Source organism: uncultured Sphingomonas sp. (assembly GCF_936927845.1).
Taxonomy (GTDB): domain Bacteria; phylum Pseudomonadota; class Alphaproteobacteria; order Sphingomonadales; family Sphingomonadaceae; genus Sphingomonas.
This window is the reverse complement of sequence record NZ_CAKZHV010000067.1, coordinates 93,016-116,280: the sequence shown is the minus strand read 5'-3', so window position 1 is coordinate 116,280 and position 23,265 is coordinate 93,016. Positions and strand designations below refer to the sequence as shown.

20 protein-coding genes are annotated in these 23,265 nt (G+C 68.7%); 14 read left to right on the top strand and 6 right to left on the bottom strand.

From position 1 onward, the window contains the following. The first annotated feature begins 87 nt into the window (after positions 1 to 87). The 3 genes from Q0579_RS15365 (at position 88) to Q0579_RS15355 (ending at position 4,635) form a co-directional block, all read left to right on the top strand. A complete protein-coding gene (locus Q0579_RS15365; protein WP_298813935.1) occupies positions 88 to 1,257 on the top strand; it encodes an acyl-CoA dehydrogenase in 1,170 nt (389 codons plus the stop codon). Continuing rightward, positions 1,257 to 2,909 (top strand): long-chain-fatty-acid--CoA ligase, encoded by a 1,653-nt coding sequence (locus Q0579_RS15360; RefSeq protein ID WP_366522290.1) that lies wholly within the window; start codon positions 1,257 to 1,259, stop codon positions 2,907 to 2,909. The genes Q0579_RS15365 and Q0579_RS15360 overlap by 1 nt, the downstream gene beginning before the upstream one ends. 187 nt (positions 2,910 to 3,096) lie before the next feature. Further along, entirely contained in the window at positions 3,097 to 4,635 is a 1,539-nt protein-coding gene (locus tag Q0579_RS15355) for an MFS transporter (RefSeq protein ID WP_298813933.1), read from the top strand. Here Q0579_RS15355 and Q0579_RS15350 read toward each other — a convergent pair whose 3' ends face one another. Next, the gene (locus Q0579_RS15350; RefSeq protein ID WP_298813931.1) at positions 4,636 to 6,744 is read right to left on the bottom strand and encodes a TonB-dependent siderophore receptor; all 2,109 of its coding nucleotides are present in this window, start codon (positions 6,742 to 6,744) and stop codon (positions 4,636 to 4,638) included. It lies immediately after the preceding gene. Positions 6,745 to 6,754: 10 nt separating this feature from the next. Here Q0579_RS15350 and Q0579_RS15345 point away from each other — a divergent pair, with 10 nt between their 5' ends. Then, positions 6,755 to 7,984 carry a heparan-alpha-glucosaminide N-acetyltransferase domain-containing protein gene (locus Q0579_RS15345; RefSeq protein ID WP_298813929.1) on the top strand — a complete coding sequence of 410 codons (1,230 nt, stop codon included), beginning with the start codon at positions 6,755 to 6,757 and terminating at the stop codon, positions 7,982 to 7,984. A gap of 28 nt (positions 7,985 to 8,012) precedes the next feature. On the opposite strand, the gene Q0579_RS15340 is transcribed toward Q0579_RS15345, so the two are convergent. From Q0579_RS15340 to Q0579_RS15325, 4 genes are read right to left on the bottom strand one after another with little or no spacing between them, the layout of a single operon-like run. Next, positions 8,013 to 9,266, bottom strand: coding sequence for an MFS transporter (locus tag Q0579_RS15340; RefSeq protein WP_298813927.1), 1,254 nt, complete (start codon positions 9,264 to 9,266; stop codon positions 8,013 to 8,015). A gap of 26 nt (positions 9,267 to 9,292) precedes the next feature. After that, on the bottom strand, positions 9,293 to 9,739 hold the full coding sequence (locus tag Q0579_RS15335; RefSeq protein ID WP_298813925.1) for a DMT family transporter: 447 nt from the start codon (positions 9,737 to 9,739) through the stop codon (positions 9,293 to 9,295). A gap of 11 nt (positions 9,740 to 9,750) precedes the next feature. Beyond that, positions 9,751 to 11,001, bottom strand: a complete 1,251-nt coding sequence (locus Q0579_RS15330) for an arsenic transporter (RefSeq protein WP_298813923.1) — start codon at positions 10,999 to 11,001, stop codon at positions 9,751 to 9,753. Continuing rightward, entirely contained in the window at positions 10,998 to 12,200 is a 1,203-nt protein-coding gene (locus Q0579_RS15325) for a metallophosphoesterase (RefSeq protein WP_298813921.1), read from the bottom strand. Before Q0579_RS15325 ends, Q0579_RS15330 begins: the two co-directional genes overlap by 4 nt. Positions 12,201 to 12,394: 194 nt before the next feature. Between Q0579_RS15325 and Q0579_RS15320 the strand changes: the two genes are divergently transcribed. From Q0579_RS15320 to Q0579_RS15275, 10 genes are all read left to right on the top strand, one after another. Further along, a complete protein-coding gene (locus Q0579_RS15320; protein WP_298813919.1) occupies positions 12,395 to 13,150 on the top strand; it encodes a Crp/Fnr family transcriptional regulator in 756 nt (251 codons plus the stop codon). Positions 13,151 to 13,291: 141 nt separating this feature from the next. After that, a complete protein-coding gene (locus Q0579_RS15315; RefSeq protein WP_298813917.1) occupies positions 13,292 to 14,470 on the top strand; it encodes an inositol-3-phosphate synthase in 1,179 nt (392 codons plus the stop codon). Continuing rightward, the gene (locus Q0579_RS15310) at positions 14,467 to 15,399 is read left to right on the top strand and encodes a hypothetical protein (protein ID WP_298813915.1); all 933 of its coding nucleotides are present in this window, start codon (positions 14,467 to 14,469) and stop codon (positions 15,397 to 15,399) included. The genes Q0579_RS15315 and Q0579_RS15310 overlap by 4 nt, the downstream gene beginning before the upstream one ends. Further along, positions 15,396 to 16,538 carry a class I SAM-dependent methyltransferase gene (locus tag Q0579_RS15305; RefSeq protein WP_298813914.1) on the top strand — a complete coding sequence of 381 codons (1,143 nt, stop codon included), beginning with the start codon at positions 15,396 to 15,398 and terminating at the stop codon, positions 16,536 to 16,538. The genes Q0579_RS15310 and Q0579_RS15305 overlap by 4 nt, the downstream gene beginning before the upstream one ends. Further along, positions 16,538 to 17,542, top strand: a complete 1,005-nt coding sequence (locus Q0579_RS15300; RefSeq protein ID WP_298813912.1) for a Gfo/Idh/MocA family oxidoreductase — start codon at positions 16,538 to 16,540, stop codon at positions 17,540 to 17,542. The genes Q0579_RS15305 and Q0579_RS15300 overlap by 1 nt, the downstream gene beginning before the upstream one ends. Beyond that, a complete protein-coding gene (locus Q0579_RS15295) occupies positions 17,533 to 18,348 on the top strand; it encodes a hypothetical protein (protein WP_298813910.1) in 816 nt (271 codons plus the stop codon). The genes Q0579_RS15300 and Q0579_RS15295 overlap by 10 nt, the downstream gene beginning before the upstream one ends. Continuing rightward, the gene (locus Q0579_RS15290; protein WP_298813905.1) at positions 18,345 to 19,841 is read left to right on the top strand and encodes a YcaO-like family protein; all 1,497 of its coding nucleotides are present in this window, start codon (positions 18,345 to 18,347) and stop codon (positions 19,839 to 19,841) included. The genes Q0579_RS15295 and Q0579_RS15290 overlap by 4 nt, the downstream gene beginning before the upstream one ends. Beyond that, positions 19,838 to 20,668, top strand: coding sequence for a sugar phosphate isomerase/epimerase family protein (locus tag Q0579_RS15285; RefSeq protein WP_298813903.1), 831 nt, complete (start codon positions 19,838 to 19,840; stop codon positions 20,666 to 20,668). Before Q0579_RS15290 ends, Q0579_RS15285 begins: the two co-directional genes overlap by 4 nt. Positions 20,669 to 20,712: 44 nt before the next feature. Further along, on the top strand, positions 20,713 to 21,873 hold the full coding sequence (locus Q0579_RS15280; RefSeq protein WP_298813901.1) for a glycosyltransferase family 4 protein: 1,161 nt from the start codon (positions 20,713 to 20,715) through the stop codon (positions 21,871 to 21,873). 10 nt (positions 21,874 to 21,883) lie between these two features. Continuing rightward, on the top strand, positions 21,884 to 22,579 hold the full coding sequence (locus tag Q0579_RS15275; protein WP_298813899.1) for a PIG-L family deacetylase: 696 nt from the start codon (positions 21,884 to 21,886) through the stop codon (positions 22,577 to 22,579). Positions 22,580 to 22,589: 10 nt separating this feature from the next. On the opposite strand, the gene Q0579_RS15270 is transcribed toward Q0579_RS15275, so the two are convergent. Next, positions 22,590 to 23,258, bottom strand: a complete 669-nt coding sequence (locus Q0579_RS15270; protein WP_298813897.1) for an alpha/beta fold hydrolase — start codon at positions 23,256 to 23,258, stop codon at positions 22,590 to 22,592. Between the last annotated feature and the right edge of the window lie 7 nt (positions 23,259 to 23,265).

The window sequence follows — 23,265 nt, the reverse complement described above, 5'->3', positions numbered from 1 at the left end:
CGGGGCGCAACAAAAGTTATGTCGGAGGCTGGCGACACCAAACGAAACAGGACAAGGGAGCGTGGAACCGGCATTCAGGAGCGCACCATGACCCGCGGAACCGACATCGCGACGAAGGTCGCCGCGTTCGTGCGCGAGACGGTCGCGCCGTTTGAGCGCGATCCGCGCTGCGGCGCGCACGGCCCGTCCGACGAACTGGTGCAGGAACTGCGCGGGCTGGCGCGTATCGCAGGCGTGCTCACGCCGCACATCCTCGCCGACGGCAGCCACCTGACGCATCGCGAGACCGCAGAGGTATTGCGCGCCGCCGGGCTCTCCCCGCTCGGTCCGCTCGCGGTCAACGTGATGGCGCCCGACGAGGGCAACATGTACCTGCTCGGCAGGGCTGCGAGCGCGGAGCAGAAGGCGCGCTTCCTCGACCCGCTGGTGAGCGGCGAGGCGCGATCGGCGTTCTTCATGACGGAACCCGCAGCGGACGGCGGCGCGGGTTCGGACCCGTCGATGATGCTGACCACCGCGGTCGCGGACGGCAACCACTGGGTGGTGAACGGACGCAAGGCGTTCATCACCGGCGCGGAAGGCGCGCGCGTCGGCATCGTCATGGCAAAGGCGGAAGAAGGCGCGACGATGTTCCTCGTCGACCTGCCTGATCCGGCCATCCGCATCGAGCGCGTGCTCGACACGATTGACTCGTCGATGCCAGGCGGCCACGCGGTGGTGCAGATCACTGACCTGCGCATCCCCGCCGACCAGGTGCTCGGCAATCCGGGCGAAGGGTTCAAGCTCGCGCAGATCCGCTTGGCGCCCGCGCGGCTGACGCATTGTATGCGTTGGCTGGGCAGCTGCCAGCGCGCGCATGAAATCGCGACCGACTACGCCAACCGGCGTCACGCCTTCGGCAAACCATTGATCGATCACGAGGGCGTCGGCTTCATGTTGGCCGAGAATGCGATCGACCTGAAACAGGCCGAGCTGATGATCGACTGGTGCGCCGATGTGCTCGACACCGGCGCGCTCGGCACCGCGGAAAGCTCGATGGCGAAGGTCGCGGTATCGGAAGCGCTGATGCGCATCGCCGACCGCTGCGTGCAGGTGATGGGCGGCACCGGCGTCACCGGCGACACGATCGTCGAGCAGGTATTCCGCGAAGTGCGCGCGTTCCGCATCTACGACGGGCCGACCGAGGTGCACAAATGGAGCCTCGCGAAAAAGGTCAAACGCGACTGGCGCGACAGCCAGCGCCCACAGGAGAGTTGATGCCCATGACGCAGCCGCTGTTCGGATTGATGCAGGACGTACCGCTGACGGTGGACCGCTTCCTCGACCATGCAGCGACGTGGCACGGCGCGCGCGAGATCGTCTCGCGCGAGGGCGACGGCAGCCTGACGCGGCTCGATTACGCCTGGCTGCACCAGACCGCCAAGCGGGTGTCGAACGCGCTCGCACGCGCCGGGATCGGGCAGGGCGACCGCGTCGCGACGATGGGGTGGAACAGCGCGCGCCATCTCGCCGCCTGGTACGGCGCGACCAACATGGGTGCGGTGCTCCACACGCTTAATCCGCGGCTGTTCGCCGAACAGATTGCCTATATCGCCGACCACGCGGGCGACCGCATCCTGCTCGCCGATCCGGCGTGCGCGCCATTGATCGGCCCGCTGCTCGCCGCCGCGCCGTCGATCGAGCGGGTCGTGTTCCTGTGCGCCGCCGCCGAATTGCCCGCGACCGATTATGCCGCGGTGGCGTTCGACGACTGGATCGCCGACGAACCAGCCGAGTGTACCTGGGGCGGGTTTGACGAGCGGCTGGCGTGCGGGCTGTGCTACACCTCGGGAACGACGGGAAATCCGAAGGGGGTGCTCTACTCGCACCGCTCCAACTATCTCCACACGATGATGACGCTCCAGGCCGACGCGCTCGCGCTGACGACGCGCGACACGGTGCTGCTGATCGTGCCGATGTACCATGCCAATGCCTGGGGCGTGGTCTATTCCGCGCCCGCGGTCGGTGCGAAGCTGGTGCTGCCGGGCGCGCGGATGGACGGCGAGTCGATCTATCGGTTGATCGAGGACGAGGGCGTCACCTTCTCCGCCGCGGTGCCGACGGTGTGGCAGGGGCTGCTCCATTACCTGCGGCAGAGCGGCGCGCGGTTCTCGACGCTGAAGCGTGTCGTGATCGGCGGCTCCGCCCCGCCCGAGGCGCTGATCCGCGCATTCCAGGACGAATACGGCGTCGACGTGATCCAGGGCTGGGGCATGACCGAAACGTCACCGCTCGCCACGCTGTCGACGCCCAGCCCCGAGGTGCTCGAGCAGCCGTACGACGAGCAGGTGCGCCGCAAGGGGATGCAGGGACGGCTGGTCTGCGGGCTCGAGTTCAAGCTGGCCGACGACGAGGGTAACCGTCTGCCGCACGACGGGCGCACCGCGGGCCGGCTCAAGATCAAGGGGCCGACGATCACCAGCGGCTATTTCGGCGGCGAGGGCGGCAACGTGCTCGACGAGGACGGCTTCTTCGACACGGGCGACGTGTCGACGATCGACGCGGCGGGCTACATGCAGATCACCGACCGCGCCAAGGACATCGTCAAATCGGGCGGCGAGTGGATCAGCTCGATCGAGATCGAGAATATCGCGGTCGGCCACCCGGAGGTCGCGCTCGCCGCGGTGATCGGCGTCGCGCACCCGAAATGGGACGAGCGCCCGATCCTGCTGATCCAGCGCCACGCGGAGGCGAGGTGCGGTCGCGCCGAACTGCTCGCGTTTTTGGACGGCAAGATCGCGCGCTGGTGGATGCCTGACGACGTCGTGGTGGTCGATGAGATCCCGCTCGGCGCGACGGGCAAGATCGACAAGAAACTGCTGCGCCAGCGCATGGCCGGTTACGTCCTGCCCGAGCTCGCCGCGGGATAGTCGGCGCGGCCGACCCCCGTGCGCGATTTGCATAATCGCGCGATGAGGCGCATCGGGTGCGCGTCGGCGCTCAGAACGTCGGCAACGGAGAGGCTCAACCGATTGGTCGAGATCGCCGACACGCGCCGCCGCGCGCGCCCGTGATCGCCGCGCCCCGCGCGGGAGACCGTGCATCCGGGATCACGTCATGAGATTGCGCCGCCGAGGTCTTGCCTCGATCAACAGTGAGGTTCGCGACGGCATCCTGCCCGCCGCGGACGGGATCGCGCGGGTCGCACTGGCGGACGATGCCGCGGACCACACACCGCGCAACTACCGCGTTACCGCGCTGATCATCGCCTGCGCGTTGTTCATGGAACAGATGGACGCGACGATCCTGTCGACCGCGCTGCCGACGATGGCGCGCGACTTCGGCGTGCCCGCGACCAGCATGAGCTCGGCGCTGACCTCCTACCTGCTCGCGCTGGCAATCTTCATCCCGGCGAGCGGACGCCTCGCCGACCGGTTCGGCTCGCGCACGGTGTTCCGCGCCGCAATCCTGATCTTCGTCGCGGGCTCGGCCTTGTGCGGCATCGCACCGACGCTGCCGTTCATCATGGCGGCGCGCTTCCTGCAGGGTCTGGGCGGCGCGATGATGATCCCGATCGGACGGCTGGTGCTGCTGCGCAGCGTCGCGAAAGAGGACATGGTGTCGGCGATGTCGTGGCTGATCATGCCCGCGTTGATCGGTCCGATCATCGGTCCGCCCGTGGGCGGCGCGATCGTCACCTATCTCGACTGGCGATGGATCTTCTACCTCAACCTGCCGATCGGGCTGCTCGGCGTGGTGCTCGTTACGCGGTTCATCGGCAACATCCGCGAGGATCGTCCGGCTCGGTTCGACCTGCCCGGTTTCGTGCTGTCGGGCGTCGCGCTCGGCTGTCTGCTGTTCGGGTTCGAGATGACGAGCCGGACGGGTGAGCTGCCGACCGCGCTCGCGCTGATCGCGGTCGGCCTTGTCGCGGGCGCGCTCTACATTCGCCACGCGCGCAGCCATGCGCAGCCGATCCTTGACCTGACATTGCTCGCGGTGCCGTCGTTTCGCCTGTCGGTGATCGGCGGATCGCTGACCCGCATTACCCAGGGCGCGCAGCCGTTCCTGCTGCCGATGATGCTCCAGCTTGGTTTCGGCATGACCGCGGCGGCGAGCGGCGCGATCACGGTCGCGGGTGCGATCGGATCGCTGGCGATGAAGGGGCTCGCGCCGCGCGTGCTGCGCCGCTGGGGCTTCCGCCGCAGCCTGATCGTCGGCGGGCTCGGCGCCAGCGCGGGCTATGCGGTGTGCGGGCTGTTCCGGCCGGACTGGCCGGTGCCGCTGATCTTCGCCGTTCTGATGACCTCGGGCTTTTTCATGTCGTTTCAATTCTCGGCCTACAACACGATCGCCTATGACGAGATACCGCCTGAACGGATGAGTTCGGCGACCAGCTTCTACGCCACGTTCCAGCAGTTGATGCTGTCGCTCGGCATTTGCGTCGGTGCCGCGTCGCTCCACGTCGGCATGCGCTCGGCCGGACACGCACGGCCTGAGCTGGTGGATTTCACGCTCGCCTTCTTCGTGGTCACCGCGGTCTCGGCCGCCGCGACGATCTGGAACCGTCGCTTCGCACCCGACGCCGGCGCGCAATTGAGCGGGCACCGCGCCGCGACGGGGCAGCACGCGAGCTCCAGCCCGCGCCGGGCCTGATCACCACCTCGTCCTGAGCACTGCCCGGATGCTGCGGGGCGCACCGGGATAGACCCACACCGGGCTGTACGAGCTCTGCGCATAACGTTCGTCGAGCAGATTGTCGGCCTCGATCCGGACCGACACCGTCGCCGACAAGGTATAGTCGGCGGCCGCCTTCAGCTTCACATAAGCGGGCAGCACCAGGCCGCTCGCGTCGATCGCGCCCGCGCGACGCCCGACATAGCCGATACCGGCGCTGACCGACGCTCCACGCGCATCGGCATCGAGGAAGCGGCCGACCGCAAACAGCGTGCCGCTGTGCGCGGGCACATTAAGCGCACGGTCGGTAGCAAAGGTGGCATCGTCGGTGCGCGCGTGCGTCCAGGCATAATTGCCGACGATCTGCCAGCGCTCACCTAGCCGCAGCGACGCGTCCAGCTCGACGCCGCGGCTGGTGAGCGTACCGACCGGTGCCAGAAATCCTGGATCGGTCGGATCGTTGGTCAGGATACCGTTCTTGGTGATGTCGAACCAGGTCGCGCCCAGGTCGAGCCGAGCGGTCCTGACCGTTACGCCAGCCTCGTAGCCGCGGCCGCGCTCGGGATCGAAGCCGTTGCCGCGCCGGTCGGTACCCGAGTTGAGCAGGAAGCTTTCACCCCAATTGGCGTGCAGCGCGACCTGCTCGCTTAGCTGAAACCGCCCCCCGAAGCGCCCGTTGACCGGCGCGTCCTTGTTCACGCCGGTGACGCCGGTCAGCCGGTTGTGCAATCGCTGACGGTAGGGATCGAGCCGCAGCCCGCCGAGCAACGTCAGCCGGTCGCCGAGCGACCACATGTCCTGCACGTAGAGCGTGCCCGCCCAGCGCCGCTCGCGATTGTCGACGAAGGGCCGCGGTGTCGGTTTCGGCTGGCCGTAGACCGGGTTCTCCACCTCAATCGCATAGGGCGCCGCCGCGGTCGGGCTGACGCGCAGGTATTTGTCGCGGTAGGCGAGATGGTAGCCCTTGAGCCCGATCGCGACGCGGTGCGCGCCGATCTCGCCTGCCAGTTCGGCGCGCGCTGACAGGTCATCGACCGCATAGTCGCGTTGACGGCGCTGACGCCGCAGCACGCGCTCGTCGAGCTGCACCAGAATCGTGTGGTCGGATGAGAAGCCTGCGAGCGTGCCGGTGCGATACGCCGCGCCGGCGTTGACGCTCCAGCCGCCGCCAAGACCGATCAGCCCGGTCACCTGATGGCGCGTGTTGCGGAACCGCGTCAGCCCGTCGCCCGGCTCGCCGTAGAAGCGGTGGCGCGGCACCGCATTGGCATCGCCCGCGATCGCGGGAATACCGCGGTCGAACGGCGCGTCGAACCTGGTCACCTCGCCGACATAGGTGATCCGCACGCGGTCGCTGGGTGCCCAGGTGAGTGACGGCGCGACAACGGTGCGGTCGAGCGTCACGAAATCGCGCCAGCCGTCGCTATGCTCGGCCGCGACGACGATCCGCGCCGCGAGCGTGGAAGACAGCGGGCCGGTTACGTCCGCCTCCACCCGGCGGGTCCCGAACGAGCCGAGGGTGAAGATCGCCTCGGCGCGGGGCACGAAGCGCGGCGTCTTGCTGACGATGTTGACGCGTCCGCCCGGATCGATGTCACCGAACAGCGCGCCCGATGGACCCTTCAGCACCTCGATCCGCTCGGCGATGGCGGGATCTCGCGGCGGCCCCATGCCGCGATTGGCGAGAAAGCCGTCGACGTAATATTCGGCGCCGCCATCGGGCGTGCCCAGAAAACCGCGGATCGCGAAATTGTCGAGGAAGCCACCACGGTTGTTCTGATTGCTGACCCCACTGACCAGCTCAAGCGCATCCGACAGGCGGTGCGCGCCCGACGCGGTCAGCAGGTCGCGCTCGATCGAGCGGCTCGACGGCGACATGCGGTCGGTCACGCCGTCCGATGACAAGGTGCGATCGGTCGGTGCCGCGCGCGTACCCAGCACGACGATGTCAGCATCGTCCGGCTCCGTCTCCGGAGCCGCCGACACGACCTCCTGCGCGTCGGCGATGAAGGGAACAGTGGCGAGCGAGAACGCCGCAATCGTGACAGGAATGCGCAAGAGGTTGCCTTTTATGGTATGATGTAACATCCACTTTCTTATGCCAACGTTCCTGTCAAGCGCATCGGCTGCGGATGCTGCTGCGCCGCGTTCAGCTCGGCCCGCCACGCGCATCCAGGCGATCGATGCACTGCGCGGGATGGTGATCCTGCTGATGCTGGTCGACCATGCGCGCGAATTCTTCTTTCTCGACCATCAGGTCGGCGATCCGATGGACGTCGCGACCACGTCGCTCGCGCTGTTCGCGTCGCGGCTGGCGGCGCACCTGTGCGCACCCGTTTTCGTGCTGCTGACGGGGCTCGCCGCCTGGCTATACGGTGCGGGGCGTGGTCAAGCGACCGAGGGTGATCTGAGCCGGTGCATAAGCGGCGATGCATCGGCGGCGTCGGCATTCCTGTTCAAGCGCGGGCTGTTTCTCGTCGTGCTCGAATGGAGCGTCGTCAATTTCGCCTGGACGTTCGATCCGACGCCGCCGACGATCTTTCTCCAGGTCATCTGGGCCATCGGGCTGTCGATGATCGTGCTGGCCGCACTGGTCCACCTGCCACGTCGCTGGCTGGTCGTGCTCGCGCTCGCGCTGATGCTCGGCCACAATCTGCTCGACCGCATCACGATCGCCGCGGGGCAGCCCGGCCACGCTTTATGGGCGGTGCTCCATCAGCGCGATCATATCGATCTGCCTTGGGGCGCCCGCGCGCGGACGTCTTACCCCGTGCTGCCGTGGATCGGCGTGATCGCGTTCGGCTACGCGCTCGGTCCCTGGTTCGCGCGGCACGCCGATCCGGTCCGGCGTCGGCGCCTGCTGCGCTTGACGGCAACCGCGTCGATTGCGCTCTTCGTCATCCTGCGTTCGATCAACGGCTATGGCGACCCGCATCCATGGGTGACCGGTCAGGACGTGCCGCGCACCGTGATGAGCTTCCTCAACGTGACCAAATACCCGCCCTCGGCCGATTTCCTGCTGCTCACGCTCGGCATCGGGCTAGCGCTGCTCGCGACGCTCGAACTGAGCGGGCGACGATGGCTCGCCATCCTGGCGGTCTTCGGGTCGGCGCCGTTGTTCTTCTACCTGCTCCACCTCTACGTGCTGCACGCCGGAAATCGCCTGATTGGTGCCGCGATCGGGCACGGCGACGCGCTCGTCAGCGTGCCTCAGGTGTGGGGCATCTGGGTGATCGCCGCGATTGTCGCAGTACCGTCATGGTTCGCGTGCCGCGCCTTTGCGGCGGCGAAACGGCGGAGCGATTATTGGTGGATGCGCTATCTTTGATGCGGTGAGGCACGAGGCGCGGCGGCGCTCATCGCTTCGTTTCCGGCATCGCGACCACGTACAGCACCAGCCCCGCGCCCGCGATCGCGGCGAGCGTCAGGAAACTCGCACTATACCCCGCCCAGACGATGATCGACCCCGCGAGCGTCGCTGACAGCGCGGCACCCAGCCCCTGCGTCGTCGCGACCGCGCCCTGGCTGACGTTGAAGCGGCCAGACCCTTCGGTCAGGTCGGCGATCACGACCGGGAACAGTGCGCCGAAAATCCCAGCGCCCACGCCGTCGAGCGCCTGGACGCCGACCAGCCAATAGGGGTTGTCGGAAAAGGTGTAGAGCGCGCCGCGCGCGGCGAGGAATGCGAAGGCGACGAGGAAGATCGGCTTCGTGCCCCATTTTTCGGTATTGCGCCCGACGACGATCGCGACCGGCACCATCACGAGCTGCGCGGCGACGATGCACGCCGCGGTCAGCGAGGTCGCCTGATCCTTGCCAACGCTTTTCGCCAGCAACTGACTGACCGAGGTCAGCATCGCGGCATTGGCAAGGTGGAACAGAAAGGCAATGACGGCGAAGATCAGCAGCGGCTTGTTCTCGACCAGCGTCTTCCACCCGCTCGGCTCCTCGCAGCCCTCTTCGGGCTCGCAGTCGAGGCCGCGCGCGACCGCGTTGTCGATATCGTCGTTACGGATGCGCGTGGCGCTGACGATGCTGGCGACGGTCAACGCGCCCATCAGCCAGAAGACGACAACGGGGCCGAACTTCCACGCCAGCGCGCCGGCGAGTGCCGCCGACACCGCGTTGCCCGCGTGATTGAACGCTTCGTTGCGCCCGACGCGCTTGGCGAACAGCTTGGGCCCGACCAGCCCCAAGGTGATGCCCGAGATCGCGGGCGCGAACACAGCGCCCGCGGCGGCCGCGATCGACTGGGTCGCGGTCACCAGCGCGAAGCCGTGGACGAAGGGGAGTGACACGCTGGTCAGCGTGACGAGCAATGCCGCAAGCATGACGATGCGCGGCTTGTTGCGGCTCTTGTCGATCAGGCTGCCCGCGGGCGTCTGCGCGAGCAGCCCGACGATCCCCGCGATCGTCAGCACCATGCCGACCGTCGCCTCGTTCCAGCCGTGCGCGGGCCCGCGCACCGCGACAAGATAGATCGCCAGATAAGGACCCAACCCGTCGCGCACGTCGGCGAGGAAGAAGTTGAGCGCGTCGAGCGTCCTGCCCGGGCCCGAGCGCTGCGGTGCCGAACCGCTCGCGGTGATCGATGCCGTCGTCGTCGCCATGATCGTGTCCGTTCGTTCGAGGACGTTCAGAATTTCGAGATCAGCGTCACGCCGCCGACCATCAGCGCCGCGCCGAGGAAGCGCATCGGGTTCATCGAATGCTGCTCCATCCGCAGCAGTCCGAAATGATCGATCGCGAGGCTGGCGAGGATGTTGGCGGTGATCGTCACGCCGTTGACCGGGCCCGCGCCCAGTTTCTGGATAAAGGTGAAGCCCGCGAACACCGCGACCGCGCCGACGATCCCGCCGAGCGGGGCCCACCACGGCATCGCCGCGAGATCGCCGACGCTTGGTAACGGGCGGGGCATGCAGGCGAACAACGTGGCAGTGACGAACAGCACCAGCATGAAGGACGCGGAGGTCGCGAGCCACGGGTTGCCGAGCGATTTGTTGAGTTCGCCCCCCATCGCCGCGCCCGCTGCCTGCAACATGCCGGCGACGAAAATGAAGGGAAAGTCCCAGGCAGCGTTCATGGTGTTGGTCCTCAACCCAGCAACAGCCGCGCGCCGAGCGCGGCGATGAATGCGAGCGGCATCGCCACTGCGCCGATTTTCAGGAATGCGGTGAAGCTCACGTCCTCACCCTCGCGCCGGATCACCTGAAGCCACAGGATCGTCGCGAGCGAGCCGGTGACCGAGAGGTTGGGGCCGAGGTCGACGCCGATCAGCAGCGCATCGGTCACGATCTGCGGCGGGTGCGCCTGCTGGATCGCGGTGGCGGCGACGAGCCCGGCGGGCAGGTTGTTCATCAGGTTGCTGACAAAGGCGAGGATCGTGCCCGACGCGGCGGCGGCGCGCACCGGATCGGCCGACGCGGCGCGCAGCCACGCGGCCACCTGCGCGATCACGCCCGTACGGTCGAGCGCCTCGACTAGCACGAACAATCCGGCGACGAGCGGCAACACGCCCCACGACACCTGGCGTGCGAGCCGCAGCGGCGACGCCTTGGCCGCGGCCGACACGACCAGAGTGGTGGTGATCCCGGCGATCGCGGTTGGCAGGCCGAGCTCGCGATCGAGCGCGGAGACGACCAGCAGCAGCGCGGCGGTCACGACGATGCCGAGAATCGCGAGCTTGCCGGGCGTGGTCAGCGCGTCGCGCGCAACATCGCGCGCGCAATCGCCCCCGATCCGCTGCCGCTCGAGCCAGCGCAGCACCAGAAACGTGACCGCGATCGAGGCGATCGAGGGCAGCGCGAACGAGCGCAGCCATTGCCCCAGCGGCGGCATCTGCCCGCCGTAGAGGACGAGATTGGCGGGGTTGGAGATCGGCAGCACGAAGCTCGCCGCATTGGCGATCAATGCGCAGGCGAACAGCAGCGGCAGCGGATCGGCTTTCGCCTTCTTCGCCGCGGCGAACACCGCCGGGGTCAGCACCACCGCGGTCGCGTCGTTCGACATGAAGGTCGTGACCACCACCCCCGTCGCGTAGACGAGCAGGAACAATTTCGGGCGCGATCCGTGCGCGGCGTTGACCGCGGTGGCGGCGATCCAGTCGAACGCGCCATGTTCGCGCGCGGTCTCGCTCAGCAGCATCATGCCGGTCAGGAACAGATAAACGTCGAGCCCCTTGGCGACAGCGCTGCCGGCTTCGCCCAGCGGCATGAGGCCGAGCACCACCAGCAGCACCGCGCCCGCGACCGCCCAGATCCACTCGGGCCAGCGCATCGGACGCGTGATGACCGCCGCGGTCGACAGCCCCGCAATCGCCCAGCTCGCCCCGACCGCCGCGCTCACCACCCGCGACCGTTCTTGTTGGGGCCGAGTTGCGCACCGTCGATCCCGGCGATCGGCCAGCTTCCGATCGCGTGGCAATCCTGCCCCGGCGAGGTCGCCAGCCGGCGCTTGGGGATCGCGTCGACGTCGCGCACCAGCAGGTCGATCGTGTCGATCGCGCCGGCACTCGTGACGGACAGCGTGTGCATGCCGGCGGGGAGTTCCACGTCGCCGCGCCACAGGCCGTCCGCGCCGCGCGTCATGGCCACACTGGTGTCTGGATGCTCAAGGGTCACGCCGGTTTCGTCCACCGTGTCGTCCGCGCCGCCGTCGACCCGCGCCACGATCGTCACGCGTCCGGGGCGCGGCACCTGCGCGTGGTCGGCCGGTCGCGTGACGAGGCGGCGGTCGCACGGTGCGACGATCTGCACGTGCGGCCAGGCCGCATCCAGCGTGCGGAAGCGCCAGCTCGGCACGCCATCGTAGATCGAGACGATCGCGAAACCGGCGCGTCCGCCATCCTCCTCGATCTGTCCGGTCGAGCGCGTCGCGCCGTAGATGACGCGCCCGTCGTTGAGCAATTCGTTGTAATGCGTGTGTCCGGTATCGACGAAGGCGACGCCGCCGTCGATGAACGTGCGCGCTACCACGTCGCCGTCGGCGGCCAGATCGCCGGGATAGGCGTGCATGAAGACGAGCGGCGTCTGCCCCTCGGCCGCCGCACGCGTGAGCTGTTCGGCGATGCGGTTGCGGTCGTGCATCGTCAGCCGGAAGTCGGGGCCGCCCGCACCCGCCGACACCACGTCGAGGAATACGCAGCGGTGCGCTGCGATCACCTCCTGCTCGGGGCGGTTCGCCTCGGGGATGATCGCGTCGTAAGCCGCGAGGTCGCCCGGCTCGATGTCGTGATCGCCAGGGATCACCCGCCACGGCAGCGTCAATCCTGCGAGCGCGTCGACCATCGCGCGATACTGGTCGGGGGTGCCGTGGTTGGCATTGTCGCCGGGCAGATAGACGAAGTCGACGCGGTCGCGCAGCCGCGCCTCGATCTGCGCGACGATCGCGCGCAGCCGATCGAGGCTTTCCCAGCCGTCGGCTTCGTCGAGATGGAGGTCGCCGATATGCACCCATGATATTGCGCGCGCCGGCGCGTTGCCTGGATGCGCGGCGACGGAAGCCTGATCAGACGGCAGCGTATCAACTATCGTCCGATCGGTCATCGCCTGCGCCCGTGGTGGAAGTGGCGTTCAAACCCGGCAACATTCAGAAATGTCCAACCCGGCCAAATTAAAGTGAGTTAGTATGGGCGCACTTGGTTCAGCCTTCCGATTGCCGAGCGTGCCGATGCCCCGCCCTCGTACCGCTACCGTGACATGTTGATGGAAATCAGTGCGGCCTGGTACGTTTCAGCGCCATGCTTGCCAGCCCTCTCGAGGCGCGCCTCGCGCATCATCTCGACCTGACCTTTGCCGAGCGCGACGCGCTGCGCTGGCTGGAGCGGCGCGAGCGATCCTATGGTGCGGGCGAAATCGTGTTCCGCGAGGGCGAGGCGCTCGACTGCCTTTACATCGTCGGCAGCGGCTGGCTGCACAGCTCGATCACCTTGAAGGACGGCGACCGGCAGATCCTGCGCTTCTTCTTCATCGGCGACATCACGACCACGCTGTCGATCGCGTGGCAGAACAGCTCCGCCACGCTGCAGGCGGTGAGCGACACGACCTTGTTCTCGATCCCCAAGGAAATGTTCGGCGAACTGTTTCGCCGCCATCCGCGGTTGGGTGCATTGATGTTCGCGATCTCCGCGGCGGAACAGGTGGCACTGGGGGACCGGCTCACCTCGATCAGCAAGGCCGATGGCTTTACCCGCATCGCGACCCTGCTGCTCGACATCCGGTCGCGGCTGCGCGTGGTCGACGATCTGAAGGGCAGCTCGTTCGAGCTGCCGCTGACGCAGAAGGACATTGGAGACGCGGTCGGGTTGACCAAGACGCACGTCAACCGCTCGTTGAAGGCACTCGAGGCGACCGGGCTGGTGGAGCGTGACGGGCGGGTGATCAGGATCACCGATCTCGACCGTTTGGCCGAGCTGGTCGACTTTCGCGACCGCCATCATTCGATCGCGACCGATTGGCTGCCCGCGGTCGGCGCGCCGGTGCCCGCGCTCACCTGAAAGTGACATAGGTTATACCAGGCGCGAAATCGTGTGACGTAGCGCAGCGCCCGGGAACTTTTTCGCTTTCTCATCCAACACCGCGCGGAACGCAGGGCGATCCGTGCCTTTGATCCCCTACTTCAAGGGTGGGGACGGAACATGGCGGAACGGTTGGGCGTCGCGATTGTCGGCGTGGGTGGAGCAGTGGCGACCACCGCGATCGCGGGGATCGAGATGATCAAGGCGGGCTCGAACAGCCTCGACGGGCTGCCGCTCGCCGATCGCGACGTAGCGGGCATGGTCGCCTACCGCGATCTCGAATTCGGCGGCTGGGACCTGGCGGACGAAACGCTGGGCGCGTGCGCGCTGCGCCACGGCGTGATCGGCGAAAAGGAACTGGCGGACGGCGCAGCGGTGCTCAACCAGATGCGGCCGTGGAAGGCGGCGGGCTCGACCGGTTATTGCGCCAATATCGACGGCACCAACAAGCTGGGCGGCGGGCACCGTGCCGCGATCGAGCAGATCCAGGCCGACCTGGCGCGGTTCAAGGACGAGAAGAAGCTCGACCGCGTCGTCGTCGTCAATCTCGCCTCGACCGAGCGCAAGCCCGGCGACGACAGTGCGCTCCAATCGCGCGACGCGTTCGAGCAGGGATTAGACGCGGACGACGCCGCGATCAGCCCGGCGATGCTTTATGCCTATGCCGCGATCGACTCGGGCACGCCCTACGCCAATTTCACGCCCTCGGTGGCGGCTGACGTCGCCCCACTCGCCGAGTTCGCCGCCGAGCGGGGTGTGCCGGTCGCGGGCAAGGACGGAAAGACCGGGCAGACGTTCATGAAGACGGTGATCGCGCCTGCGCTGCGCGACCGCGCGCTCCACGTCGACGGCTGGTTCTCGACCAACATCCTCGGCAATTCGGACGGCCTGGCACTCGACGATCCGAAGTCGCTGCAATCGAAACTGGGCACGAAGAAGAGCGTGCTCAATCAGATCCTCGGCTACCCGGTCGAGGATCACATCATCATGATCCATTATTACAAACCCCGCGGCGACGACAAGGAAGCGTGGGACAACATCGACCTGACCGGGTTCATGGGTCAGAAGATGCAGTTGAAGCTCAATTTCCTGTGCAAGGATTCGATCCTGGCCGCGCCGCTCGCGATCGAGATCGCGCGCTGCCTCGATCTGGCGAAGCAGCGCGGCGAAGGCGGCGTGCAGGAGCAGATGGGGCTGTTCTTCAAGCTGCCGCAGACACGCGGCGACTATGACCCCGTGCACGGCGTGCCCGAGCAGCAGTTGATCCTCGACAATTGGCTCGACGGCAAGGGCGCGTGACCGACACGCCAGTGCTGGACGTCCTCGCCGCCGAGGCGCCCGGCCTCACGCCCGCGGCGCTGCCGTTTCTGCGCGAGCTGGGCGACCTGAAGCGCATCCGATCGGCCGCCGCGCCGGGTTCGATCGCGGAGCGGTTGTTCGTCGCGGGCTGGGCCGCGCTGGTGCGCGGTGACGATCCCGCCGCGGTGACGATGCGCGTCACTGCCGCGGCGCTCGTCTCCGCACGACTGGGCGACCTCGATGTGACGGCGATGCAGGCGCTCGGCATCGGCGATCGGGCGGTCGCGGTGCTGGAGCGCGCGTTCGACGAGATCGCGGACCAGGTCGCGCCGTCGCTCCACGCGCGCTTGCGTGCCGCACTGCCGCTCGGCCGACCCGAGACGGGCGATACCCCCGCGTTCGTTGGCAAGCTCGCGCGGCAACCGCGCGCCGGGGTCACCTGTCCGGGCCAGCCGCGGATCATGCTGCAACCGCCCGAGAACCACGCCGAACATTGCCTGATGGTCGCGGTCTACGGCGTGCTGGCGAGCGCGTGGCACGGTGCCGATCCGGTGCCGGTCTTTCTCGCCGGCATGGCGCACCATTTCCACAACGCCGACATGCCCGACAGCGGTTATTCGGGCGAGATGCTGCTGGGCGACGCCCTCGACACCGCATTACGGCACGCGCGCGCGGCGAGCATGGCGGAACTCGCGCCCGAGCTCGCGCACGTCATTGGCGACGCGCTCGCCCCGATCGGTGGCGACGAGACACCCGAGGCGCGCGCGTTCCACGTCGCCGACGTGCTCGACCGCGTGCTGGAGATCGAACAGCACACCCGCGCCGCCAAACTGACGATGCAGGTGGTGCTGGGCGACTACGGCCTCGTCCACGACGGTCCGGTCAAGGCGTTCCACGATCGTATCCTGCTCGACGCGGGGTTGATGTGACCGGTGCTGGTGTGGCGGGGGAGGCGAGCCGCTGGCGCTCGCCGCTGACGGGGCGCGTGCTCGTCCACGACACGCCGCACTCGCTGGCGGCACTCGGCGAGCGTTGGCCGGTGGTTGACGGCATCCCGTATCTGCGCACCGAGAGCGAGGGGCTGGTCGCGGTCGCGCTCGACCATCTCGATGCGGGCTGCCCCGACGATGCGCTGGTCGCGCTGCTGACCGATCAGGACGCGTGGTGGACGGGCCCCGCGACCGACCTGACCGAGCTAAAGCGGCTGGTGCGCGAGCGTGACACGCTCAGCTTGCGTGAGGCAATGGCGTTGCTGCGGATGGGGCCGGTGGCGGATTACTTCGCCTATCGCTGGAGCGATCCGACCTATCTCGCCGGGCTCGCGTTGCTGGAGGCGCATTGGGCGGCACCACAAAGCGCGTTCGAGCTTGCCTGCGGGATCGGCCATCACCTGCGTGAGCTGACGCGTGTCGGGGTCGCTTGCGTCGGCGCGGACGTGGTGTTCGCCAAATGCTGGCTAGCGAAGCACTGGGTCGCGCCCGCCGCCGACTACGTCGTGTTCGATGCCGCCGCCGAATGGCCGGTTGCGGATCAGCGCTTCGACCTGGTGATGTGCCACGACGCTTTCTACTTCCTGCCCGACCAGCCGCGCGTCGCCGGGCGGTTGCGCACCGTGACCGCGCCGGGCGGCGTGCTCGCGGTCAGCCACCTGCACAATGCGGGCGTCGCGGGCGGCGCCAAGGGGCCGGCGCGTGTCGGCGCGGAGTGGCGCACGCTGTTCCCGACCGCGCGGGTGCACGACGAGCGCGCCTTGCTCTGTGCGCTGATGAAGCAGGCTGCGCCGCCGGTGACCGACTGGCGCGACGATCCGGTGATCGAGGCATGGTCGCTGGTCGAGGGCGGCGGCGAGCCGCGCGCGGTTACGGGCGGGTTGGCGATGCCGCCCGCGGGCGCGACGCTCAGGCGCAATCCGTTGATCGGCGACGACGGCGAGGTCGAGTGGCCGTCGCCGCGCTACCGCGATGAATATGCCGCCGGGTGCTTCTGGGCGCTGGCCGACGACGCGCTGCCATTCGACGCCGATGACGCGCGGCTGCGGCGCGTGGTCGACCTGCCGGAGCGGTGGTGATGGCCGAGGCGCCGCGCTGGGGGATCGTCGGCTACGGCTGGGTCGCGCGCGATTACATGGCGCCGGGGATCGCCGCGGCGGGTGGAAGGGTGACTGCGGTCGCCGACCCGTCGCTTGCATCGCGTGTGCGGGCGGAGGGCAATGGGCTCGCGGCATTTGCGAGCGTCGAGGACATGCTGGCAGCGGGAATATGCGACCTCGTCTACGTCGCGACCCCCAATGACGCGCATGCCGCGCCCGTCGCGGCCTGCGCGGCGGCAGGCGTGCCGGTGCTGTGCGAGAAGCCGATCGCCGCGACGGTGCAGCAGGCCGAGGCGATGGCCGCATCGCTCGGGGACACGCTCTACGGTACCGCGTTCGACCAGCGTCACCATCCTGCGCACGTGGCCATGGCCGAGGCGATCGCGGGGGGCACGATCGGACGACCGGTCGCGGTGCGGATCGTCTATGCCTGTTGGGTCGATCCGGCCTGGACGCCCGACGGCGGCGAGCATGATAACTGGCGCGCCGACCCCGTTCGCGCGGGCGGCGGCGCGGTGATCGACCTCGCGCTCCACGGGCTTGACCTGTCGGAACGGTTGCTCGGCGAACCGCTCGCCGACCTGTCGATCCAGCTTCAGCGCCGCATCCACGATTATCCGGTCGACGACGGCGGGATGCTGAGCGGGCGCACCGCGTCGGGCGTGCTGTTCCAGAGCCATGTCGCCTACAATTGCGCCGAAGTGCTGCCGAGGCGCCGGCTTGAGGTGCTGGGCGAGCGTGGGTTGCTCGTTGCCACCGACACGATGGGGCAGACAGCGGGCGGCACGCTGGTGCGCCGCTGCGGCAGCACTGGCGAGGAAAGCGCGATGCCGTTCGACGCCGCGACCTCGCCCTTCGCCGCGCAGGCGGCCGCGTTCATGGCCGCGGCGCGCGGTGAGCCGCACGATTTCTCGATGCCGCGCGACCTGGCGCTGATGCAATTGTTCGACCGCGCCTACACGGAGGCTCGCCGATGGCTCTGACCTGGTTCGCCTGCGCCAATTGCGGCTTCTGGCAGAAGCATTTCGCGCCGCCCGACTGTCCCGTCTGCACCGACGTGCGCAACGACTTGCCCGAGGACGGCTGGCATTTCCTGCCTGAGAGCGAGGTCGCGGCCACCCACGACGGCGCGGTGCGCGAGGTGGCGCCGGGGCTGTGGGCGTTCACCACCAGTCCCGCGCTCGGCCTCGCCGGAACGGGCTGGCTGATCGTCCGCGACGGCGGCAACATCGCGTTCGAGGCCGCGCCTTTCTACACCGAGGCGATGCTTGACCGGATCGAGGCGCTCGGCGGCATCGCATTCCTATCGGCCAGCCACGCGCACGGCTACGGCGCGCTGTTCCAGCTCCAGCGTCGCTTCGATCCCGCCGTCGTCGCAATTCAGCGCGATGATCTGAAGATGACCAAGGCGTTCCGCGTCACCGCGCCGTTCGACGACACGCTCGAACTCGCGCCCGGCTACACGCTCCACCACGTCGGCGGGCATTACGAGGGGCAGGCCGCGCTCCACGACGCGCCCGGCCAACGCTTGTTCTGCGGCGACATGTTCAAGATCGACCAGGACGCCGACGGCCGCAGCCACGCGATTTCCAGCCACAAGGCCTTTCACAAGGATATTCCGCTGACCCATGCCGAGCTTCGTCGCTACCGCGACGTCATCGCCCCGCTCGACTTCGACGCGGTCTTGACCCCGTTCGAGTACGCGCCCGAGGTGAACCGCACGGTCGCGCTCGCCGCGCTCGACGACGGCCTCGCGCGCGCACCCGGCGTGCGACGGATCAGCCTGTGAGCGGACTCCCCACCGGGCTGGGCGAAGCCGCGCGCCGCTACCTCGACGCTTTTCCGAAGGGCGACGTGGTCGCGTTTCCGATCCATCCGCTCGACCGGCTCGGCCTGCCGGTGTGGGTCGTGGCCTTGTTCCCCGAGGACGCCGCGCTGTCGGGGATCATGCCCTACGGCGTCGGCTACGGTGCGACCGACGAGGCGGCGGTGCTCGGCGGACTGGGCGAGATCGCCGAGATGGTGTGGCCGACGCTGACGCTCGGGCAACGCACCAAGACGCGCGGCAGCTACGCTGATCTCGTGCGCAGTCTGGGCGCAAGCGCGGTCGCCGATCCGTTCACGCTCTGCCTGCCCGCGGGTTCGCCGGTCGATCACGACACGGTGCTGGAATGGGTCGAAGCGAAGCGCTGGCGCGATGGCTCATCGGTGCTCGTGCCGATCGACCTCGCGGCCTATTCGTCGAAGGAACTGACGCGGGGCTACCAGCCCTTCACGACGATCATCTCGAACGGGATGGGGGCGGGGCCCGATCTCGACTGGGCGATCGGGCATGGGTTGTGCGAGATCCTGCAGCGCGACGGCAACGGGCTGCTGTTCCGCGCGCTCGACCGCGGCGTGACGCTGGAGCTCGACGGGGATCTGCCCGCCTCGACGCGCGCGATTCTCGACCGCTTCGACACGGCGGGCATTCGCGCGATCCCGAAGTTCGCGACCGATCAATACGGCCTGCCCAACCTGTATTGCGCCGGGGTCGACGAACGCGGCGAGCCCGCCGCGCCGATCATGGTCACCGCCTGCGGCGAGGCGTGCCACGCGGACCGCGCCGCCGCGCTCGACAAATGCCTGACCGAGTTCGCCGCGAGCCGCGCGCGCAAGGCGTTCGCGCACGGCCCCGCCGACCTCGTCGCGCAGGTCGCGCCGGAGGGTTATGTCGCGCGCTTCATGGCGCAGGCGGGTGGTGCTGCGAAGTCGAGCGACCGACGCGCGTTCGACGCGATGCGCGACTGGACCGGGCGTAGCGCGGGCGAGTTGCGTGGCTGGCTCGCCGACAACGTCCTCGCCGAGCGATCGTCGCACCGCTTCTCCGAGCTGCCGACGCAGCCTGCCCCCGATGGCCACGCACGCGCCCGCACCGCGCGCGCCGCGGTCGAGGCCGCCGGGTTCGACGTGCTTTACGTCGACATGTCTCCTGCCGATCGTTCGGTCACGGTCGTCAAGGTCATCGTGCCCGGCATGGAAGTCGAGACGATGAGCTATTACCGCATCGGCACGCGCAACACCGAGAAGCTGCTGGCGATGGACTCAGCCCTGATCCAGTTCGGCGAGGAAGGTGCGGCATTGCAGCGCATCCGGCTGCCGGAAGCCGATGCCGAGCGGCTCGGCCATCCGTTGTTCGACACCGAGGCGGCGGACCGGCTCGTCGGCCCGCTCTACCCGCTCTACCGCGAGCCCGAGGCGCATCACGTCGCGTGGAAGGACGTTGGGAAGGTTGAGGCATGACGCTGCGCTACGCCTACAACACCAACGGCGCGGCCAACCATCGGCTGGACGACGCGCTGCGGTTGATCGCCGACGCGGGCTACGCGGGTGTCGCGCTAACGCTCGACCACCACCACCTCGATCCGTTCGCGCAAGCGTGGGAGCAGGAGTGCGACCGTGTCGCGCGGCTGCTCGGCGACCTCGGCCTCGGCAGCGTGATCGAGACCGGGGCGCGCTATCTGCTCGACCCGCGGCAGAAGCACGAGCCGACGCTCGTCACCCCCGATGCAGAGGGCCGTGCGCGTCGCGTCGCGTTCCTCAACCGCGCGCTCGACGTGGCAAGCCGGCTCGGCAGCGAGACGGTGTCCTTCTGGGCCGGGGTGCCGAAGGCGGGTGTCGACCACGCAGAGGCGCGCGTGTGGATGGACGAGGGGCTCGAACAGGTGCTCGACCATGCCGAGGCGGTCGGCGTGGACGCGAGTTTCGAGCCCGAGCCCGGCATGCTGATCGAGACGGTCGCCGATTACGACACGCTCGCCGAGCGCCACCCGCGGCTGCGGCTCGCACTCGATACCGGGCATTGCCTCGTCACCGAGGATATCGAGCCCGCCGACGCGATCCGCCGCTACGCGAGCCGGCTCGGCACCGTGGCGATCGAGGACATGCGCCGCGGCGACCACACGCATCTGCCGTTCGGGCAGGGCGACATGGACATGCCCGCGGTGCTGGATGCGCTGGACGAGATCGGTTTCACCCGGCTCGTGTGCGTCGAACTGTCACGCGAGAGCCCGCGCGCGCACGCCGCCATCCCTGAGTCGATTGACTATCTGCGGACGCTCGCGCGGTGAGAGTGTGTTTCGTTTCGCGCCGCTTCTTCCCGGCGATCTCGGGCATGTCGATTTACGCGATCAACCTGCTCCGGCAGTTGGTTGCGGCCGGGCACGACGTGACAATGGTCAGCCAGTTCTACGGTGATCCCGAGCGCGCCAAGGTTTACGGCGGCGGGCCGCCCCCGTGCGTGGAGGGCGTCCGCGTGATCGGGCTGGAGGCGCTGGGCGAGCAGGGGGGTGGTGACTTCGAGCGCGACGTCGACGCGATGATCGAGACGATCGCGGCGGAGCACGCGCGTGCGCCGTTCGACGTGCTCCACGCGCAATATGGCTATCCGACCGGATGGGCGACGCTGCTTGCCGCGCAGCGCCTGGGCGTGCCGTGCGTCGTCTCGATCCAGGGCGGTGACGGTCACTGGGTCGGATCGTGCTGCGACACGCACCGCATCGCGATGGAACGCGTGCTCGATCACGCTGGCGCGCTGCTGATCGGCGGCAGGAGTTTCGCGCAGGAGGTGCACGACCGGCTCGGCACGCCGATAGAGCGCTTCACGATCGTCCCCGGCGCGGTCGATACCGATCGCTTCGCACCGGGTATGCGCGCCGACGATGGCGTCGTGCGCTTCTTCTACCACGGTCGCGTCGATCGTCGCAAAGGCGTGCTCGACCTTCTTCGCGCGCTGCCGGGTGTCGCGGGCGCGTGGCATTGCACGATCTCGGGTATCGGCCCCGACGTCGACGCGGCACACGCGCTCGCCGCCGAGCTGGACCTCGGCGACCGCGTCACCTTCACCGGCTACGCTGACTACGACAGCGTGCCCGAGCGCTACCGCGACCACGACGTGTTCGTGTCACCCACCTATGCCGAGGGGTTTTCCAACACGATCCTGGAAGCGATGGCGAGCGGGCAGGCGGTGCTGTCGTGCCGGGCGGTGGGCGTGACCGACTGCATCCGCGACGGCGAGAACGGGTTGCTGGTCGAGCCGGGCGACGTGCCCGCGCTTACCGCTGCGATGTCGCGTCTCGTCAGCGATACCGCCTTGCGCGAACGTCTCGCCGCCGCCGGGCTCGCCGAATGCCGCCGCGTGTATAGCTGGCACGCGGTGGGCAGGCAGATCGCGGGCATCTACGAGGAGCTTCGGGGGACCATGCCCGCGACCGGCATCGACCCGCATATTCCGATCACGCCGTGCCGGTTTCGCGCCGAGCCGCATCTGCTGTGACGCCCATCGTATGACCCATGTCGTCGCGATCTCGCCGCACCTCGACGATGCCGCCTTCTCGGTCGGCGGGCTGCTGGCCGCACACGCGCGGGGAGGCGACCGCGTCACGATCGTGACCTGCTTCACCGGCAACGTCGCGCAGCCGACCGGCTTCGCGCTCGCCTGCCAGCTCGACAAGGGGCTGGCGCCGGACGTCGACTATATGGCGCTGCGTCGCGCCGAGGATCTCGCCGCGTGCGCAGTGATCGGCGCGACAGCGATTCACCTGCCGCTGCTCGAGGCGCCGCACCGCGGCTACGCCAGCGCGTCGGCGTTGTTCGCCGCGCGCCGCGACGACGACGGGATGCTCGCGCCGTTGGCCGCCGCACTCGCCGGGCAGATCGACGCGCTCGCCCCCGACCTGCTGCTCGGGCCGCTCGCGGTCGGCAATCACGTCGACCATTGGCTGGTACGCGACGCGCTCGTCGCGATCGGCGCGCCGATGCTGCTGTGGGAGGACTGGCCCTACCTGACGCGTTCCGCCGAGCGCCCGCGCGAGCCGGTCCGCCAGCGACACGCGCTGAGTGACGAAGACCGTGCGGCGCGCACCGCAATGTGCGCGGCTTACACCACGCAACTGGGCTTTCAGTTCGGCTCGGTCGAGCGGATGCGCGCCGCGATCGCACAAATCGACGAGGAGCGGCTCTACGCGCCCACGCCCGACTGAGCCGATGCGTTCACCCGCTCGCCCGATCGGTCAGCCAGGTGCGGAGCAGCATGGTCGTCTCACCCGGGCGTTCGATCGGTGCGAGATGGCCGCAGTGGCGAAGCACGTGGAACTGCGCGCCAGGAATGCGGTCGGCGAGCGCGCGCGCGTCGTCGGGCAGGCAGATGCGGTCGCGGTCGCCCACCGCCACCAACGTCGGCACACGCACCGCCGCAATCGCGGGCGCGATATCGGGGCGGGCGAGCAGCGCGCGCTGTTGCCGCTCGAACACCGGCGCGCCGACGCGTTCGGCCATCGCCTGCACCGGGCCGCTGACGAGGCCGCTCAACATCGGGTCGGCGTGCGGCGCAGTGGCGAGCATCCCTTGTTCGCCGACGGTGCGCGGGCGCATCTGCATCGAGGCGCGGGTCGCGAACAGGGCGACGCGCTCGATCCGCTCGGGCGCCTGGCGGATCATCTCCAGCGCGACATAGCCGCCCAGACTTACCCCCGCGACCGCGATCCGCGGCGGGGCATGCGCGAGCACGCGCGCGGCCATCGCCTCCAGCGTGTCGTCGGCGGTCAGGTCGCCGAGCTCGGGATGCGCGATGTCGCCCAGATCGAGCACCTGTCGCGCCCATAATTGTCCGTCGCACCCCATGGCGGGGAGCAGCACCAGCGGAACCGTCCTGCGGATCATCGTGCGT